Genomic DNA, 17,102 nt, shown 5'->3' with positions numbered 1-17,102 from the left:
TACTTTTAGTATAGCACACTACAACTCATTTTCTTTACGCATATGTGTTAATTTTATAATCTGTTTTTCTGTAAAATACGCGAGTAAATGCGCATGACATGTAAAGAATATGACTTGTCTATCCTTTGCAATTTCCTTTATAAGTTCAATCGTTCGATTCGTCCTTACCGCATCAAAATGCACGAAACTATCATCAATAATAAATGGATAATCATGTTCGAATGTTTTCGCGAGTGCAAATCTCAGCGATAAATATAACTGCTCCGCTGTCGCTTGGCTTAGTTCATGACTGTAAAAACGCATACCATCGTTACGTTCAACGATAAACGGTTCTGCCTCTGACGGTGAAAAGATTTTACTATATCGTCCGCCTGTTAAATAGACGAAATACTCTTCTGATTTTTGTAAAATACGAGGAAGATGTACTTCGTGATAATATTGCTTCGTTTTCGTTAACACCGTTTTTGCGGCCGCATAAGCAGCCCACTTCTTCACTTGTTCACGCACTTGCGCTTTTTTCATTTCCCATTCATGCATTAAATCGCCGTATGTACTACCTTCTTCTAAATTCGCAATTTCCATACGATGTTTCGCAATACGCTCTGTCAGTTCTTTCTCTTCCGTAAGACAGTTTTGCACGACTGTCATTTCTCTCTTTAATTTCTCTTCATAACCGTCAGCTTCATAATGTTCAGCTAATGATAAGTTCGTTAAACGCTGTTCCAACAGATCAATTTGCGGTAATAAACGCCCCACTTGTTTCTCAGCATCTTCACGTTTTTCCGCTAGTTTACCTACTTCTAAAAACATCTCTTCATCTGTAGCCTCTGCAATATGCCATAAACCATCTCGTTCTACTAACAGATGTTTCAATCGTTCTTGCATAAACTCATATTCTTCTTGCCATTCCGCCAGTTTTTCTTTTAACTGCTTACAAGTTTGGCGCTTCTCTTTCTCATTTTGCATACGGCTTTGTGCCTCGTGTAGCTTACTATACTCCGCACTACCGATAACAGTTTCTAGTTTATGTTCAAATTGCGAAATCATTTCAAATAATGAAGATTTGCGCTCACTTTTCTTCTCTAAATCACGATATAATTGCTGCATTTTTTCCATACGCTCAAACGCCGGCAATATGTGTGCATACGTATAAAATTCAGGAAACATATAGCGCGTTTTATATGCATCGACTTGTTCTCCCGCCTGGAACGTTTCTCTCTCCCATTCCTCATACGATGAAACGACTTTATCATACGCTCGTTCCATTTGCTGTAACTTATATGACTCACGCTCAAATAGTTTACGTATCTCTTCATCTTTTTCTAACTCATAGCGCACAGACATCGCTTCTTCACTTTGTCTCCCGCCAGCACTTTGCTGAAGTGTAAGGAGCTCTTCTTGTAATCCACTTGATGGATCTTTATATAAAACAAGGGCGAGAACAATCCCTACAAAAACAATGACACTAATAAATAAGAGCGCTCGGTTATCTATAAATAAGCTTGTGAATAAAACGCCTGTGTTAATAAGAAGTAATAGAAGACAAACTCTTTGCCACTGCTTTTTCTTTTGCTTAGCTGTTCCTGCTTTTTCCTCATACTTGCGCTTCATTCTCTCTGCGCCTATACCGATAAACGCCGCATCTTGGAACGATTTCTCTTTCTCAACTAACACATTTCTCTCTTCATCCACTAACATTTGTTTCTTAATCTGCCTTATATTTTCTTCTTGTTCTTCTAATTGCTCTTGCGCTACTTTAAAACGATCATCGAGCTGTGCTTTTTGCGTTTCTAATTCGCGCGCCTTTTGCACTGTTTGCGTAATTAACTCTTTCGTTGCCAAACTCATATCAAATGAAAGAACTGTTTCCTTTTCAAAAGTAGCACCAATTTGTTGTTCCAGTTCTGCGATTTCTTCTTTTATATTCGTAATACTTCCTGTCAGATCACGCATTTCTTGGCGTGCATTTTCGTAAGACATATGCTGCATTCGAAGTTCTTCTACATAACTTTCTTTTTGCAAAAACTCTTCATCTATTTGAATCGATTCCATTTCAGATTGCACATTCTCAATTTTTTTATGAAGTGAGTCCACTTGTAATTGAAGCGGCTCCATCTTCGCCTTAATTGCTTCATAACGCGCCATTCCGTTTACAGGAAACTGCCCGCTCTCGTTCTCTAACACTTTCTCATGCGCACGCTTTTCAATAACGAGTGGCTCAAGCGCTGCTAATATTTCATAATCTTGCTTTCGTTTTTCTGCACTCTCTTTTTCCCCGCGAACAGAAGCAAGCTTCTCTTCACTTTCTTTTAACTGCTCCACTTGCTTTTCATACGTGCCAATTTTCCCTTGCCACTCTTTCATCTTCTCTTCAAGTTTCTTCATCTCTTGCAATGACACGTTAATTTCTGGTTTACGACCACTCGGCTTAAAGCGCTGGTCCATTTCTTTTTCTAGCTTTTTATCTAACTGCAATAGCGCATCACTCCCGACTGCACTTGCCGAAAATAAATAATTGCCAATATCCGCTTCACCAAGCTGATGAATGTTTTGAAGGCCATGCATATCAAATGAAAAGACAGATTCAAATAAACTTTCATTCATCCCGCTTAATATATCGTGTAAAATTTCCTCGCCGCCCGTTTTCCCGTCTTCAAAATAAACGGTCACCTCGCCAGCTGCCATCTTTGGCAATCGTTCAATTTTCAAACGGCCGTACTTCTCTGTTTGCACAGTCATCGCACCGCCATACTTGCCGCCTTCTTTCGGCTCATAACGGCGCTGTCCTCTCGTCGGAAAACCGAATAAAATACTTTTCATAAATGAGCGAATTGTTGATTTCCCCGCTTCATTTTCACCATATAACACTGTCAGCATTGACAGATCCATTTCCACATTTTCTAATTTTCCGTACCCATAAATATGGAGTTTTTCAATTCTCATTTCTTATCCCTCTCTTGCTGGAATAATTGTTCTAAAATAATATTTTCTGCTTCCTTTTGAATCTCTTTCTTCTCTTCCTCTGTAAAAGATTCAATACTATTACGTGCTACAGGAGATGTCCAAATCGTGCGCAACACACCGTCCATATTGGTGAAAGCTTCTAACTCCTTCAGCACACTACCGACGAAATGATTTTCTTCTTTCAAACGCTCGATTTCTGCAAAAGAGACTGTCTCATTTTTCCACTTCATCGTATATACGAAATCTTTTCGCTCTTCACCAGATGCTAAAATATGAAAAATCTCTTCTACGCGCTTTTCATCACGTAAATAAGGAGAAAGTGGCCCTTGTCCTGTAAATACGACAGTAAGTAGCGTCCCTTCCTCTTCTCTTCGGCATTCATTCATCGCACTCGATACGCTCGTCATCAGTTCATCAACAGTTTCAAGTCCATCAATATTCACTTCTATCTCATCCCACACAACATCCGCCGTATGGAAAAATGAACATTGCGATCCTTGTTTTGTAAGTTCAATAAGGTACGCACCCTTTTCCCCTGTCTCCTTACGATGACGACCTTGTATATTCCCCGGATAAATAATATACGGCTCTTCTGATAAAATTTCACGTTTATGTATATGGCCAAGAGCCCAATAATCAAACTGCTTTTCTTTCAGCTCACGAATTTGAAACGGCGCATAGCGATTATGCTCTGCATCCCCTTCCACACTTCCGTGAAGCATACCAATATGAAAAGGCGCATCACTCATTTTCGTATACTGCGCTGTCATATTATCCGTTACCGCTTGCTGCAAATAACTAAAACCGTAAATAGAAGCTAACAACTCACCATTTTTATAAAATGATTTCTCTTCTACATAAGGCTCCGTAAACACGTGAACATTTTCCGGAAACTCAATTGCTGCCCAACTTCCCCCTAAATGATCGTGGTTACCGTGAATAATAAAAACAGGGATATCGTACTGCGAAAGTCTCTTCATTTGCTCGCGCACAAACACTTGCGCTCTCAAACTTCTCGTCTCCGCATCATACAAATCCCCGGCTAGTAATACGAAATCAACGCGCTCTTGAATCGCTTTATCAACAATACGCTCGAACGATTCAAACGTACTTTGCTTCATTCTTTCCCAAACAGACTGCGGTACACTCATCTCCATCCCTTTAAATGGACTATCCAAATGCAAATCAGCCGCATGTATAAACTTTACTTGTTTCACAAATAACGATCCTTTCTATGTTTCAAAAGTTTCACCTTATTGTAACACGCAATGTCATATATTTCTTTGCATATTCTAGTGATTTATGCCAAAATAGTTATAAGATTCTGATTTTATTATTGGAGGGAATTTTCATGGGAGTATACGTTCTAACAGTCTTTGAAAAAGATGGTTCTAAAGCATTAGACGAATCATTCGAGGCGGCAACTGAAAAAGAAGCGAAAGCAAAAGGTGAATCTATTTTAAAAGAAAAAGGATTGTATGAGAAAACACATCGCTGCACATCTTCTGCAGGTAAGCTCGTTTTATTCCAGCGCTAAAAAAAGAAGCGTCATCCGCTTCTTTTTCACTCTACTATATCTTCGTCACACCACGTAAACACCACATCTAGAATGCGATTACCGATACGTACGCGTTTATTCCATTTACCTGTTTGGATCTGATGTTGCAATTCTGCTTTCATCTTTTCCGTCCAGTCGTGAATCGTTTCACTACCGTCGTACGGATATACGCTCGGAAACTCTTTCTGCAATAGATGCAAGCTCTCTGCATCAAAATGAAAATGGAAGAAGTAGTTTGCTGTAAGCGATGGTTCTTGTAATCGTAAAAAATGATCATCAATTTGCTTTCTATTTCTATAGAAAGTAAAGATATTCACTTTACCACTCGTAATTTGGTCAATTTGAATTTCGTGCTTCTCTATAATCACGTCTTGTCCACCTCGTTGTATACTATCTTTAGTATATATGTCTTTTGCAACAAAGTTAACCATTTTCGTGCGAAATTCATTTCCTTCATTATAATTCCTGTACCTCCATATGCAATCAGGATAAATAAAAACAAAGTTGAAGGGGAGCGATCACATGTATTTCGGAAGCAAAGGTTGGTATGTAAAAGAACTTAAAAAATTAGGTATCCGTACTTATGAAGGTAAAAAACTAGAATCTTATCGTACGCATGTGTTATCTAGTTTACTTGAGAGAATGAAGAAGGCTTCGGCTTAATTGATGTAGGAAGCAACTACGGTTGCTTCCTTTTTATATAGTGGAAAAAAAGAAATAATTCTATCTTAACGTTCTATCTTTACCGTTATACTCTCTTGATAAAAACCACCCATTATTAACTGAATCTCTATTACCAAATCTCTTTCTAGATAATCATTCGTACATACTTTAAATTTCCCATACTTATTAACCCGTCCGCTTCCAACATACATATCACCACTTGTTATGACAATTGTTGAATGAGGTTCTGCACGACCCAACACAAAATTATGACCATATTCCACAGAAGCTATCGTTATTTTTTGATGCATATTATTAATTGAACCTATACATTTCTTTTTACGCAAATTAGCATTACTTTCTTCAGCCCTCGAAAACGCTAGATTCCTGTTAATCTTTTCTGAAGACGAAGCAACATTCCCCAGCCAAATAAACCTATCAAATGTAGTAATAAGTAGAAACATCTACGCTAACTCCCCCATTCTTCCTTTCCCACATTAAAAACGTCTGTGTAATGCAATTAGAGCGTTCTTAAATCTCTCATACTTTCTAAAGCATAACATGAGAAAATAATAAAAAAATCGTACAAAAGGGCAAGCCTATAATGTACGATTGGGCATATATAACGTTTTAAAAATGAATTAACTTCCTTTCAATAGATACAGCTACTGCTTCTGACCTTGAATTAACACCTAATTTATTATATATATTTGTTAAATACGCTTTTACTGTTCGTTCAGCTATTCCCATATCGAATGCAATTTCTTTATTCTTATTTCCACGCGCAATAGCTTTCAACACAAACAATTCTTTTTCTGTTAAATTATTTTCTTCAACCTTATCAGCATATACTTCTTTCCTTTTATAATTCACTATCTTTTCCATAATATTAGGTTGTAGTAAAATCTCACCTCGAATAGCCGCTTCCAATGTTCGAAACAAATTCTCACGATCCGTATCTTTTAGCAAATATCCTTTTGCTCCTAGCTCAATTCCCTTTAACATTAATTCATCTTCGTTATAAGTTGTTAATATAATAATCGGCGTATGATTTTGTTTTTTATTTAAAGCCTCAATTGTTTCTAAACCACTCATTTTAGGCATATTTAAATCCATTAAAATAACATCAGGTTTCTTTTTTTCTATGAAAGAAAGGGCTTCTTCTCCGTTTGCAGCCTCACCTATAATTTGAAATGAATCACTCGTTTCTATTATTAATTTCAGACCTTCCCTTACAACGAAATGATCATCCACAATTAATACGTTATACTTCATCGCTATCTCCTTCATTATTAATAGGTACTTGAATACACACTTTCGTACCCTTCATCTTTTCACTCAATATATGTATTTCTCCATTAATCAATCGAACTCGCTCATTTAAGCCAATTAAGCCGTAATGTCCAGGATTCTTACCGATATATCCAGTGTCAAAACCAATTCCATTATCTTCAACTTCAATAGTAAGTTTTTCAAGGTTATCACTATATTCAACTTTCAAATTTACATCTTTTGCCTGTGAATGTTTTGCGATATTCGTTAAACATTCACTAATTACATATAAACAATGTTCCTTTACTAATCTTGAAATATGCGGGGGACTTTGAATAGTAAATCTCACATGTATAGACGTAGCCTCAGAAAAACGTTGAACTTCTTCCTCTACAGCTTTATTAAATGAATTAGTAGTATGACGCAAATCATCAATAACCAGCCTTGCGTCATGTAAAGTTTGTCTCGCTCTTATCATAGTTTGTTTCATAATCTCTTGCGATCGCCCTGTATTCCCTTTTTGCATATGGGCTTCTATTGCTTCCAATTGCATAATTAAGCTCGCTACACCTTGCGCTAACGTATCATGTAAATCCCTTGCCATTCGTTGCCTTTCATTAGCTAATGTCAATTCTTCTACTCTCATATATGCAGACTCTAACTCTTGAATGTAGCTCTGTATACGATTACGTGCATCATATTGCTGCTTATTAATATAAGAAAAAGGAATAATAATTGCTAGTACTAAAAGGAACATAGAGATAAGAATAGCTACTTTATTCACACCATAATTCATACTAATCGCAGTACAAAATATGGCATACATGAGAGTGAAAACCGCCATTACTTTAAATATATTGTTATAAACATATAAACTTTGGGCAATTAAAATAGGGGTTAATCCAACAAAAATAGCTATTGAACCATTTGGTACAATAAATGCAGCAAGAAACACAATGAAGAGTTGTACAAAAAAGAAATACAACAATTGTCTATTCTTTAATGAACTTGCATACCAATGAAAGATAGTATGAATAACAATAATTATTGTGAAGAAGAAACTATCCATTGAGAGAATATTATTACGAAATTCTAAAAGCATTGAAGCTATATATACGAGTGTAATCCATAAAACAATAAACCTTCTTGGAATAAATACCGCTTCCAATACATTTGTATCCACGTCTATATTTGAATTCATTTTTTCATATTCGACCTCCACCATTATATTATACAAGATGCAGCTTACATTTTGATAAAGTGAAACTTTAATTAGTGGGGCTTTCTCCCATCCCCATTACAGAATACAAATATGAAATATTGCATATCGAAATGCATTGATATAATTGTAAGCGCTCACTATAATAAGCGTATAAAGATTTATTGTATCTTACCATTAAAAAAGGAGGCACTCATATGGAAATCGCAATGGCAGTTTTAAAATTTGTAGGTGGAGTAATTCCATTAGTTCAAGAACTTTTAAAAGCATTCATGTAAGGTTATCATTCAGCAATTATCTATAATAATTATCATACAAATGATCTGTATATCAAAAGCAAATTGATATACAGATCATTTGTGTGAGAAAACTTTATACGAGAACTATGTAACCTAGTAGAACAATAATAATGCATCTATCTCAAGTTAGAAAAAGACGCTCACAAGAGCGTCTTTTTCTTATATTACTACGTATTCAGAAGAAACCGATTTTATCAAATAGATAAACGAAGAATTTCTGTTCCCTTTTATTTTTTGATAACCAAATAATCACTCCAACCAAAAATGCTATAATTAATCCTATCAAACCAAGGGGGAACATTTATCGTGCACGGAAAACACATTCAATTTCACAAGTTTGGCAACCCAAAAGATGTATTACAAGTTGAATATAAAAATATAGAACCACTAAAAGAGAATGAAGTTTTGGTCCGTATGTTAGTTAGACCGATTAATCCATCTGACTTAATTCCAATAACCGGAGCGTACGCTCATAGAATTCCTTTACCTAACATACCTGGTTATGAAGGTGTTGGTATTGTAGAAGATGTAGGTGCGGGCGTTACGAGAGACCTTATCGGTAAACGTGTTTTACCGTTACGCGGAGAAGGTACTTGGCAGGAGTATGTGAAGACGTCAGCTGATTTTGTAGTCCCTATCCCTGATTCCATCGATGATTTTACAGCGGCGCAAATGTATATTAACCCTCTTACGGCGTGGGTTACTTGTACAGAAACGTTAAACTTACAGAGTAATGACGTTTTATTAGTGAATGCTTGTGGATCCGCTATTGGACATCTATTTGCTCAGTTATCACAAATTTTAAACTTCCGATTAATTGCTGTTACAAGAAATAATAAGCATACAGAAGAATTACTGCGCCTTGGTGCTGCATATGTAATTGATACTTCCACTGCCCCGCTTTATGAAACTGTTATGGAATTAACAAACGGGCTCGGTGCGGATGCTGCAATTGATTCTATCGGGGGATCGGCTGGAAATGAATTAGCTTTCTCCTTACGTCCAAACGGGCACTTTTTAACGATCGGTCTTCTATCAGGAATACAAGTAAACTGGGCAGAAATTGTCACGAAAGCCAAAGTACACGCGAACATATTTCATTTACGACATTGGAATAAAGAAGTGTCACCATATAAATGGCAAGAAACGTTTCGTCACTTAATTCGCTTAGTAGAAAATAAGCAATTGTGTTTTATGACGGTACATTCTACGTATGACTTAGCAGATGTGAAAGCAGCAGTTGATGTTGTGCAGTCCGCTGAGAAAACGAAAGGGTAACTAACTGTTACGATTTATTTAACCAATTATAACGAAAGTTAATTAAATATATCAGTAAGCCCTGCTAGTCAAGTGATTGGCTAGTAGTGAGGGTTAACTGCGGGCAATCCCTAAAGCTGATTGAACTACAACGTGGCTAGAAATAGTGAGCGTGAATGTCGCGAAAGCAGAAAAAATCAATCAGATCGTGCAAGGTTAAATCCTAAACACTAGAACAATGGGTCTTCCGCCTCGAATCATCTAAGTCAAAATGGATAAGATGAACGTTCAACGACTATCTCGTATAACTGACGAGAGTACATCACAAGCCTATGGTGGTGGAAAAATCCTCTATCTCTAAGTAGATAAACATATAGTCTGCGCTCATGTGAAAACATGAGAAGTTCATAAGAGAACTGGCTAAGGAGTTGCGCCCTTAGTTGAACGAGATAAATTTTATTGAATCTATCAAACTTTATTGATTTTATCGAACGTACGTGCTGTGTTTGATTCGATGAGGTGAGAATAATAATGAAATTTTCACGAGTTAGTCAAGTATCGGAATTAACAGGTTTGCATCCGAGTGGTCTCAGGAGAATGCTGGTGGAACACGCTACGATTCAGAAGAACAAATCTTTCATTAAAGGAGTTACATTCTGATGATATTGGCGAAGAAAGTTAGACTAATTCCAACGCCTGAACAAGAAAAAGTGCTTAGAAACCATGCTGGTGCTGCAAGATTTGCTTATAACTATTGTAAAAGAATGAGTGATAGATATTATAAGCTATTTGGAAAATCTGTTTCACAGTTAGCTTTACAGAAACGATTTACAAAGATCAAGAAGCGAAAGAAATATGAGTGGTTAAAAGACATTAATGCACAAGTTCCTAAACAGGCTTCAAGAGATTTTGATGCGGCGAGAAAAAATTCGTTCAAAAAGTACAAAAATGGTTCTCACACTTCTTATAAATCCAAAAAAGATGTAATCCAAGGATTTTATGCTAATTATGAAAGACTGATTATAGGAAAGAAAGTAGTTCACATTCAGTCTATTGGAGAAGTGAAAACAAGCCAACAACTACCAAGAAATAAAAAACCATCCAATCCAAGAGTTACCTTTGATGGTCGTCACTGGTGGATTAGTGTAGGGTTCCAAGAAGACTTTGAATTACAAGAACTAACGAATGAGTCGATTGGTGTGGATGTTGGTTTAAAAGAGCTTTTTGTAGCTTCTAATGGTATGAAAGAACGAAATATAAACAAAGATGCCAAGGTTAAAAAACTTTTGAAAAGGAAAAAGTCAGCACAAAGAGATATGTCTAGGAGATTTAAAAAAGGTGCAAAAATTCAATCTGCCGGATATGAAAAAGCGAAAGCTGAGCACCTGCGGTTATCTAGGAAAATTACGAATATCCGAACTAACCATATCCATCAAGCAACAGCTAAATTGGTGAAAACCAAACCAATCAGGATTGTTGTGGAAGACTTATCTATTTCAAACCTGTTAAAAAACAAAAAACTATCGAAAGCATTTTCATTTCAAAAATTAAACTTCTTCTTTCAATGTTTGTCATACAAGTGCGAGAAGTACGGCATTGCGTATGTAAAAGCTGATAAATGGTTCGCTTCAAGCAAGATTTGTTCATGTTGCGGCGTAAAATACGACCATTCAGTTCAACCAGAAGGACAGTGGAGTTTAAAGATTCGTGAATGGTGTTGTGCTTCATGCAATAGCCATCACGATAGGGATGTAAATGCGTCGATAAATTTATCAAGATGGGTAAAATAAATGCTTGATAATAGGAGGTAACGATACTGCCTCGTGTGGAGTGTTATACCCCTCGTCCCTTTGGGGCTGCGAGAACACTTTGAAGCACTAACTTGTGTAAATTTGATTGAATTTTATAGATTTAGTTAAGTTTATCGTATCGGAAAGTGTTTTTGACGAGTTATTAAATGCAAAAGAAGAAGTCTTTTGCATTTACCTTTTAAATAGACTAGATAGTACGTTTAGCAGTCTATAATTGTAATTTTTTGGTACAATTATATTGAAAGGTGAAAGGAGCTTCTAACATGTGGCTAATTTCGGCAATTTGGCCTATTATACTAGTCGGGGGGATTGTAGTATTTGTAATAAAAAGATTGGAACATAAATATAAGCACGGCAATTTGGGTAAGAAAAAATCAAAAGAGGCTCAACTGTTATTAGACAGTTTCATACCTATAGGAATGCTTGTCGGCTGTATAATCGGTTTGATTTTCGGCATGTTTTCCCCCGATTTCTCACTGCTTTCAGTTAGTTTAGGAGCTGGAATAGGCTATTTATTTGGATTTTTCGCCTATGGATTTTATAGCAAGACAGCAAAAGATTTTTGTTAAGCCACAAGGAATAAGCGGGACAGTACATAGTGATCATATAAAATATGTAACTGTCCTTTATTTTTGCATCAATGTTATCAATTTTTCTTCCACATCCTATACACCTTTTTTATTGATGTTTCTCTCCTCTTTCTTTCGCATATCCGCTTTTTTGTTCTTCTCGGCTCTATAACCAAAGTAAAGTAGCGCACATGTAGTAATAGAACCTACAATGTATCCTAAAAAGCCTCCTAACCAAAACATAAAAATTGCCCCCAATCCATTATAAATTTTATGTAGTAGACATCTGTAAACCGCTCTCGGTACCTCGGTTTTTTATTACAGATTGGAAAATCCCCTTAACCATTCCATCCATGAACATTCTGTCTTCTCTATTTTGATTATTATCTATAAAGTTATTTATACCACTAATTCTTCCATTATCTCAAATAACAACTTTATTATAAAGTTTGCACTCACATTACATATATGTAGCATCACTGTTTCTTTTTTCATCTCGCCCTTACAACTGAATTTCACTTCTATAACTTAAAAACAAAAAACCCCCTCAAAGCATAAACTTCAAGGGGTGAGCCTGTTTTTTATTTACTTATATACGTACAGCTGTACCACTTACAGCAACCATTAACATTCCATCACGAACAACTTCGTAATCTACGTCAACACCAACGATAGCGTTCGCACCTTTTTGTTTTGCAAGTTCTTTCATTTCATCCATTGCGATATCACGAGCTTCTTTTAGCTTGCTTTCATACGAACCAGCACGACCACCGACAACATCACGAACAGAAGCGAATAAATCGCGGACAATATTTGCACCCATAATAGCTTCACCATTTACAATATCGATATACTCAATAATTTCTTTACCTTGAATTCCAGACGTTGTTGTTACAATCATGACTGACACTCTCCTATAAATTATAATTTTTGATTAGCTTTCTTATATCTTTATTATGACATGGAAAAAGTAACTAATCTATTGAATTACCTTACAGGAGTGTGACAATTTTGTAATAATAAAACGCGCTTTATGTTTCATTTTAATAAAGCGCTTTAATATTGGGATACATAAACGATTCTCTATTTTCTTTCCAATCCTTTTCTACTTCTTTAAAAGTTGGTCGCCCTAATTCTTTATTATTTTCATGTTTACTAAACCATTTTTTCACATACTGATCTCCATTTTTATTTTGAACTGTACAAAGGAAACTATTACTACTATCCTTTAATATTTTTACAATCACGAATAGACACCTCTTCCCTGCTCAATATCATAATAGGACTTGATCTTTTACTATAAGCCCTTCCTCTCTTATAGTCATACGACTCCTCGGTCGCGCCAAAGTTGTAAGATCAAAAAACGATATTCATTATGTTTAAATATGTGACGTACATATTATTTAAAGAAATCAGAGTTATACGCATTGTGCTTATCGAATATTTTATAGATTTCTAACTTATCATCTAATTTTGCATCTACTAAAATTAATATATTGCCATCGTAAATGTATTCTTCATACTTTTTAGCATGTTCTTCTGGAATTCCTAATCCTATAAATGCTCCTATTAAACTTCCAGCTCCTCCGCCAATACCGGCTCCTCCAATAGCTGCTGCGATTGGTCCTGCTGCTACGATTGGACCCATTCCAGAAACGGCAAGTATACCAAGACCTGTTAATAAACCACCGAGTCCGCCTGCTACTCCTCCAGCTACAAGCCCTGTCGCTGAAAAGATATCTGCTTTATGTGCAGTTTCGCTATTCACTTTTTCACCCGATTTTTCTTCCAGATGTTCAATTTCCTTTTGATCCTTTGCAATAGCTGAAATGTTATTAGCTGAGTATCCTTTATCATTTAATTCATTAATAACGAGTGCCGCATCATCAATTGTTCTAAAAACACCTACTATTTTTCTATCTACATTCATAACTATTAACCTCCTAAAGTTTTATATAATGTATCTTTATTTTTCTTCATTTCTGTATACACTAATCTTCTTATTAACATAACCATTTACGAAAAAAGCGAATAGTAAAAGCACTACAAGTGAACTACTTAACAAGTAAATTAAATCAAATGTAATATTAATCATCATTTCATTCATGTATACCAGGCTCCTTTTTATTTAAAGTAAAAGTATATTTTGATAGACTAATCTACTAAACATAGACATCTTACAATTCATCTTCAGTTAATCTCTTTGTAGTATATGTATACCCTTCCTAACCTTTTCTAAACGTAAAAAAACTATAATTATATTTTTCTTATTTATATGTTTAACATTTTTTAAAACGGGTATGTTTATATTGTTATGCTTACTATATGGAAAGGAATATTACGATGAATGTCATTCAATCTACTACTATTTCTTATAATGAAACACCTACAATAACGCAGATTCATCATTTTTATGCTTTAATGACAACATTTCAAACGAATGTATTTATAGGTAAACATGGAGCACTTACTTCTATTAAAAACTTAAGCACATTAGTATCCTTTTTCCTTACTGTCAAAAAGAAAGAACTTGTATTATTTATCTTTGAAGGAATAGATGCAAAAAAAGCTTTAAGAACACTTTTTCCTGCTTAAAAGTTTTATGATCCCCCTATTCCCTCGATTGTTACTTTTCATATATAGTTTTATATTTCAACATGATTTCCTCTATGAAAAACGAACCCCCTAATACAATAGGGGGATTTCTAGTTTGGCCTTACGAAAACTGATATAATATATATTACGTTTTCATTCTTTACGATTGAAAACTTTTAATAATCTTGAAGGTAGGAATTTTTGATGAAATCGAAAGCAAAATTTAGTATTCGTTACAAAATTATGGCTGGTTATTTAGTTATCATTTTGTTCTTACTTATTTCTTTCATTATGCTAAACAATGAGATTTCCAGTTTACAAAAATCTCGTAATTTTATTATTGAGCACGATTTTAAAGTTCTTAATTTAACGAATCAAGTGGAGAAAGATTTACTCACAATTGAAAATAAAACGAAAGGATTTATCACTTCTAATGATGCAAATTACGTTCAATCCCTTAACGCTGCGGAAAAGGATTACGAAAAACATTATCAAGATCTTTTCTCATTATTAGAGGATAACCCATCTCAGCAAGAAAAATTAAAACAGATTAACGAAAACATTACTAGTTGGATTAATAAAGAGATTCACCCACTCATTACAAATAATAATAGTAATAATGTACAAACAATCGACACGACTCAAATTCAGTCCTTACAGTCACAGGTAACTAACTTCCGTAGCACTGAGGAGCAATTAACGAAAAAAAGAGCAGCACAATTAGATACTGAAAATAATAAATTAGAGATTTGGTTATACAGTTTATTGTTCTTACTTTCTTGTATTTCTATTATCATTTCACTCTATATTTCGAATTCCATTACAAAAACGATTAAAAATGTAATTCAAGCTATTAAATCCATTTCTTCTAAAGAAAAAATTACGGAAAGAATTCATGTAAACACACGTGATGAAATAAAAGATCTAGCTCACACAACGAACCACTTACTAGACGAAATATCGAAAAGAGAGTGGTTGCAAACCGAGCTTGCAGAATTAATTTTAATGTATCAAGGTGTATCTTCTATTGAGATGTTAGGTAACAAAATTCTTAGTGGGGTTATACAAAAAACGCAAACTTCTTGCGGTGCATTTTATGTTCGTGAAGAAATTGAAGACACTGTCTACTATGTGAAGAAAGCTTCTTTCGCTGGTCAAGGTCCTGATGTTGGAAAACAGTCTATTAAAATGGGTGAAGGTTTCATTGGACAGTCTGCTTTAGAAAAGAAAAGTTTTATTCTCAGGGATATACCTGAAGAATTCCGTTACGTTACTACTGGATTATTAGAAATACGCCCTAAAAACCTACTAGTCATCCCTATCTTATTTGAGGATGAAGTAATTGCAGTAATGGAGTTAGTAAGTGTAACTGAGATTTCAGACTTGCATCAAGATTTAATTCAACAAACTGTTGATAATTTAGGTTTGACAATCCATAGTATTATGGGACGTATGCGAATTCAAACTCTTTTACATGAATCACAAGCAATGACAGAAGAGCTGCAAGTTCAATCAGAAGAATTACAAACGCAAGCTGAAGAACTACAAATGCAAGCCGAAGAATTACGAACAACGAATGAACAACTAGAGTCTAGAACGGAAGAGGCGGAGCAAAAGACAGCTGACTTACAAATTACTAAATCAGAATTAGAAGAAAAAGCAAGTGAGTTATTACGTAGCTCAAAATACAAATCTGAATTTCTAGCAAATATGTCACATGAATTACGCACACCGTTAAATAGTATTTTACTATTATCTGAAATGTTAAAAGAAAATCATGATAATCATTTATCCGACGATGAAATTGAATTAGCAACCGTCATTCATTCATCAGGGAAAGATTTACTTACTTTAATTAATGACATACTAGATTTATCGAAAGTAGAAGCTGGGAAACTAGATGTAATTTTTGAAGCAACAAATATAAATGACATGGCAGCAAGTATGCATCAAAACTTTTTACATATAGCTGCACAAAAAAATGTCGAATTTACGATTGAAGATAGTGATACAATTCCTGATTTATTTTATACAGATGCAAAACGGATTGAACAAATTATTAAAAACTTATTATCCAATGCATTTAAATTCACGGAAACAGGATCCGTTTCTTTACATTTCGATTCAATAGAAACAACTAATTTAAGTCCTGATATGCAATCTATCAGTAATGATTGGATGAAAATTTCGGTAAAAGATACTGGTATCGGTATCGCTAAAGAACAGCATCAACTTATTTTTGAAGCCTTTCAACAGGCAGATGGCGCAACGATTCGGAAATATGGTGGTACAGGCTTAGGATTATCTATTTGTAAAGAATTTGCTAGATTGTTAGGTGGTTGGATTACGTTAGAGAGTCATGTAGGAGAAGGCAGTACTTTCACTGTATATATTCCTAACCTTCCAAATGGATTACATGATATACAGTTATCCAATTTAGAAGTTGCAGCAACGATAGAAGATGTTATTCCTGCTGAAGTTGCGGAAGAGACTATCGTGACTCCAGAAACAAATAACGTCTTCCAAGAGAAAACTATTTTAATTGTCGATGATGATCACCGAAATATATTTGCATTACAAAATGCATTAAAAAAACAACATGCCAACATTATTACTGCACAAAATGGTATAGAGTGTTTAGACATACTAAAAAACAATACAAATATTGACCTTATTTTAATGGATATTATGATGCCGAATATGGACGGTTATGAAACGATGGAACATATCCGAATGAACTTAGGGTTACATGAAATACCTATTATCGCATTAACTGCGAAAGCAATGCCAAATGATAAAGAGAAATGTTTATCTGCTGGTGCTTCAGATTATATAAGTAAACCATTAAATTTACATCAACTTTATTCGGTAATGAGTGTATGGTTAATAAAATAA

The 17,102-nt window shown here is 35.0% G+C and carries 19 protein-coding genes and 1 pseudogene; 9 read left to right on the top strand and 11 right to left on the bottom strand.

The features are described 5' to 3' along the window. Window positions 1-18 precede the first annotated feature (18 nt). Window positions 19-2,943 (bottom strand): ATP-binding protein, encoded by a 2,925-nt coding sequence (locus BAQ53_RS05040; RefSeq protein ID WP_001217627.1) that lies wholly within the window; start codon window positions 2,941-2,943, stop codon window positions 19-21. Next, the gene (locus BAQ53_RS05035) at window positions 2,940-4,181 is read right to left on the bottom strand and encodes a metallophosphoesterase family protein (RefSeq protein WP_000815731.1); all 1,242 of its coding nucleotides are present in this window, start codon (window positions 4,179-4,181) and stop codon (window positions 2,940-2,942) included. Before BAQ53_RS05035 ends, BAQ53_RS05040 begins: the two co-directional genes overlap by 4 nt. 134 nt (window positions 4,182-4,315) lie before the next feature. On the opposite strand from BAQ53_RS05035, the gene BAQ53_RS05030 reads away from it, so the two are divergent. Next, window positions 4,316-4,501: a YhzD family protein gene (locus tag BAQ53_RS05030; protein WP_000539547.1), complete on the top strand. Its 186-nt coding sequence runs from the start codon at window positions 4,316-4,318 to the stop codon at window positions 4,499-4,501. 26 nt (window positions 4,502-4,527) lie between these two features. Here BAQ53_RS05030 and BAQ53_RS05025 read toward each other — a convergent pair whose 3' ends face one another. Continuing rightward, window positions 4,528-4,890, bottom strand: a complete 363-nt coding sequence (locus BAQ53_RS05025) for a hypothetical protein (protein WP_000582785.1) — start codon at window positions 4,888-4,890, stop codon at window positions 4,528-4,530. Window positions 4,891-5,044: 154 nt separating this feature from the next. Here BAQ53_RS05025 and BAQ53_RS05020 point away from each other — a divergent pair, with 154 nt between their 5' ends. Continuing rightward, on the top strand, window positions 5,045-5,185 hold the full coding sequence (locus BAQ53_RS05020) for a YflJ family protein (protein ID WP_000273536.1): 141 nt from the start codon (window positions 5,045-5,047) through the stop codon (window positions 5,183-5,185). Between the two features lie 65 nt (window positions 5,186-5,250). Here the strand turns inward: BAQ53_RS05020 and BAQ53_RS05015 are convergent, their stop codons facing one another. The 3 genes from BAQ53_RS05015 to BAQ53_RS05005 form a co-directional block, all read right to left on the bottom strand. Next, window positions 5,251-5,649, bottom strand: coding sequence for a hypothetical protein (locus BAQ53_RS05015; RefSeq protein ID WP_000479289.1), 399 nt, complete (start codon window positions 5,647-5,649; stop codon window positions 5,251-5,253). 166 nt (window positions 5,650-5,815) lie between these two features. After that, a complete protein-coding gene (locus BAQ53_RS05010; RefSeq protein WP_000876838.1) occupies window positions 5,816-6,460 on the bottom strand; it encodes a response regulator in 645 nt (214 codons plus the stop codon). Then, entirely contained in the window at window positions 6,450-7,682 is a 1,233-nt protein-coding gene (locus BAQ53_RS05005) for a sensor histidine kinase (protein WP_208906935.1), read from the bottom strand. Before BAQ53_RS05005 ends, BAQ53_RS05010 begins: the two co-directional genes overlap by 11 nt. Window positions 7,683-7,769: 87 nt before the next feature. Between BAQ53_RS05005 and BAQ53_RS26420 the strand changes: the two are divergent. The 5 genes and pseudogenes from BAQ53_RS26420 (at window position 7,770) to BAQ53_RS04990 (ending at window position 11,612) form a co-directional block, all read left to right on the top strand. Continuing rightward, window positions 7,770-7,954 (top strand): annotated as a pseudogene (locus tag BAQ53_RS26420) (hypothetical protein). 327 nt (window positions 7,955-8,281) lie between these two features. Then, window positions 8,282-9,253 carry a zinc-dependent alcohol dehydrogenase family protein gene (locus tag BAQ53_RS05000; protein ID WP_000546057.1) on the top strand — a complete coding sequence of 324 codons (972 nt, stop codon included), beginning with the start codon at window positions 8,282-8,284 and terminating at the stop codon, window positions 9,251-9,253. A 510-nt stretch (window positions 9,254-9,763) separates the two neighbouring features. Further along, on the top strand, window positions 9,764-9,892 hold the full coding sequence (locus BAQ53_RS26365) for a hypothetical protein (RefSeq protein WP_000672782.1): 129 nt from the start codon (window positions 9,764-9,766) through the stop codon (window positions 9,890-9,892). After that, on the top strand, window positions 9,892-11,022 hold the full coding sequence (locus tag BAQ53_RS04995; RefSeq protein ID WP_208906557.1) for an RNA-guided endonuclease InsQ/TnpB family protein: 1,131 nt from the start codon (window positions 9,892-9,894) through the stop codon (window positions 11,020-11,022). The genes BAQ53_RS26365 and BAQ53_RS04995 overlap by 1 nt, the downstream gene beginning before the upstream one ends. A gap of 284 nt (window positions 11,023-11,306) precedes the next feature. Then, window positions 11,307-11,612: a hypothetical protein gene (locus BAQ53_RS04990; RefSeq protein ID WP_208906556.1), complete on the top strand. Its 306-nt coding sequence runs from the start codon at window positions 11,307-11,309 to the stop codon at window positions 11,610-11,612. A 96-nt stretch (window positions 11,613-11,708) separates the two neighbouring features. Here the strand turns inward: BAQ53_RS04990 and BAQ53_RS04985 are convergent, their stop codons facing one another. The 5 genes from BAQ53_RS04985 to BAQ53_RS04965 all read right to left on the bottom strand — a co-directional run bounded on the left by BAQ53_RS04985 (window position 11,709) and on the right by BAQ53_RS04965 (window position 13,719). Then, the gene (locus tag BAQ53_RS04985) at window positions 11,709-11,855 is read right to left on the bottom strand and encodes a hypothetical protein (protein ID WP_000498642.1); all 147 of its coding nucleotides are present in this window, start codon (window positions 11,853-11,855) and stop codon (window positions 11,709-11,711) included. A gap of 346 nt (window positions 11,856-12,201) precedes the next feature. Beyond that, window positions 12,202-12,513, bottom strand: a complete 312-nt coding sequence (locus BAQ53_RS04980) for a YbjQ family protein (protein ID WP_000637511.1) — start codon at window positions 12,511-12,513, stop codon at window positions 12,202-12,204. Between the two features lie 142 nt (window positions 12,514-12,655). Then, window positions 12,656-12,859 carry a DUF4028 family protein gene (locus BAQ53_RS04975; protein WP_000635853.1) on the bottom strand — a complete coding sequence of 68 codons (204 nt, stop codon included), beginning with the start codon at window positions 12,857-12,859 and terminating at the stop codon, window positions 12,656-12,658. A 152-nt stretch (window positions 12,860-13,011) separates the two neighbouring features. Continuing rightward, window positions 13,012-13,542 carry a general stress protein gene (locus tag BAQ53_RS04970; protein WP_001100093.1) on the bottom strand — a complete coding sequence of 177 codons (531 nt, stop codon included), beginning with the start codon at window positions 13,540-13,542 and terminating at the stop codon, window positions 13,012-13,014. A gap of 36 nt (window positions 13,543-13,578) precedes the next feature. After that, window positions 13,579-13,719 carry a hypothetical protein gene (locus BAQ53_RS04965; protein ID WP_001004571.1) on the bottom strand — a complete coding sequence of 47 codons (141 nt, stop codon included), beginning with the start codon at window positions 13,717-13,719 and terminating at the stop codon, window positions 13,579-13,581. Window positions 13,720-13,955: 236 nt separating this feature from the next. On the opposite strand from BAQ53_RS04965, the gene BAQ53_RS04960 reads away from it, so the two are divergent. Next, entirely contained in the window at window positions 13,956-14,207 is a 252-nt protein-coding gene (locus tag BAQ53_RS04960; protein ID WP_001100943.1) for a hypothetical protein, read from the top strand. A gap of 204 nt (window positions 14,208-14,411) precedes the next feature. Next, complete coding sequence (locus BAQ53_RS04955) at window positions 14,412-17,102, top strand: ATP-binding protein (RefSeq protein WP_000836702.1); 2,691 nt, start codon at window positions 14,412-14,414, stop codon at window positions 17,100-17,102.

Source organism: Bacillus sp. B25(2016b), from assembly GCF_001679765.1.
GTDB classification, from domain to species: Bacteria; Bacillota; Bacilli; order Bacillales; family Bacillaceae_G; genus Bacillus_A; species Bacillus_A thuringiensis_K.
Note: the sequence above shows the minus strand (reverse complement) of the source record. Positions and strands in the feature narration are given on the sequence as shown.

Bases quoted from the DNA above. Each gene is read 5' to 3' on its own strand.
- BAQ53_RS05040 (WP_001217627.1), bottom strand. From the start codon at position 2,943: ATGAGAATTGAAAAACTCCATATTTATGGGTACGGAAAATTAGAAAAT.
- BAQ53_RS05030 (WP_000539547.1), top strand. From the start codon at position 4,316: ATGGGAGTATACGTTCTAACAGTCTTTGAAAAAGATGGTTCTAAAGCA.
- BAQ53_RS05020 (WP_000273536.1), top strand. From the start codon at position 5,045: ATGTATTTCGGAAGCAAAGGTTGGTATGTAAAAGAACTTAAAAAATTA.
- BAQ53_RS05015 (WP_000479289.1), bottom strand. From the start codon at position 5,649: ATGTTTCTACTTATTACTACATTTGATAGGTTTATTTGGCTGGGGAAT.
- BAQ53_RS05010 (WP_000876838.1), bottom strand. From the start codon at position 6,460: ATGAAGTATAACGTATTAATTGTGGATGATCATTTCGTTGTAAGGGAA.
- BAQ53_RS05005 (WP_208906935.1), bottom strand. From the start codon at position 7,682: ATGGTGGAGGTCGAATATGAAAAAATGAATTCAAATATAGACGTGGAT.
- BAQ53_RS26365 (WP_000672782.1), top strand. From the start codon at position 9,764: ATGAAATTTTCACGAGTTAGTCAAGTATCGGAATTAACAGGTTTGCAT.
- BAQ53_RS04995 (WP_208906557.1), top strand. From the start codon at position 9,892: ATGATATTGGCGAAGAAAGTTAGACTAATTCCAACGCCTGAACAAGAA.
- BAQ53_RS04990 (WP_208906556.1), top strand. From the start codon at position 11,307: ATGTGGCTAATTTCGGCAATTTGGCCTATTATACTAGTCGGGGGGATT.
- BAQ53_RS04985 (WP_000498642.1), bottom strand. From the start codon at position 11,855: ATGTTTTGGTTAGGAGGCTTTTTAGGATACATTGTAGGTTCTATTACT.
- BAQ53_RS04980 (WP_000637511.1), bottom strand. From the start codon at position 12,513: ATGATTGTAACAACAACGTCTGGAATTCAAGGTAAAGAAATTATTGAG.
- BAQ53_RS04970 (WP_001100093.1), bottom strand. From the start codon at position 13,542: ATGAATGTAGATAGAAAAATAGTAGGTGTTTTTAGAACAATTGATGAT.
- BAQ53_RS04965 (WP_001004571.1), bottom strand. From the start codon at position 13,719: ATGAATGAAATGATGATTAATATTACATTTGATTTAATTTACTTGTTA.
- BAQ53_RS04960 (WP_001100943.1), top strand. From the start codon at position 13,956: ATGAATGTCATTCAATCTACTACTATTTCTTATAATGAAACACCTACA.
- BAQ53_RS04955 (WP_000836702.1), top strand. From the start codon at position 14,412: ATGAAATCGAAAGCAAAATTTAGTATTCGTTACAAAATTATGGCTGGT.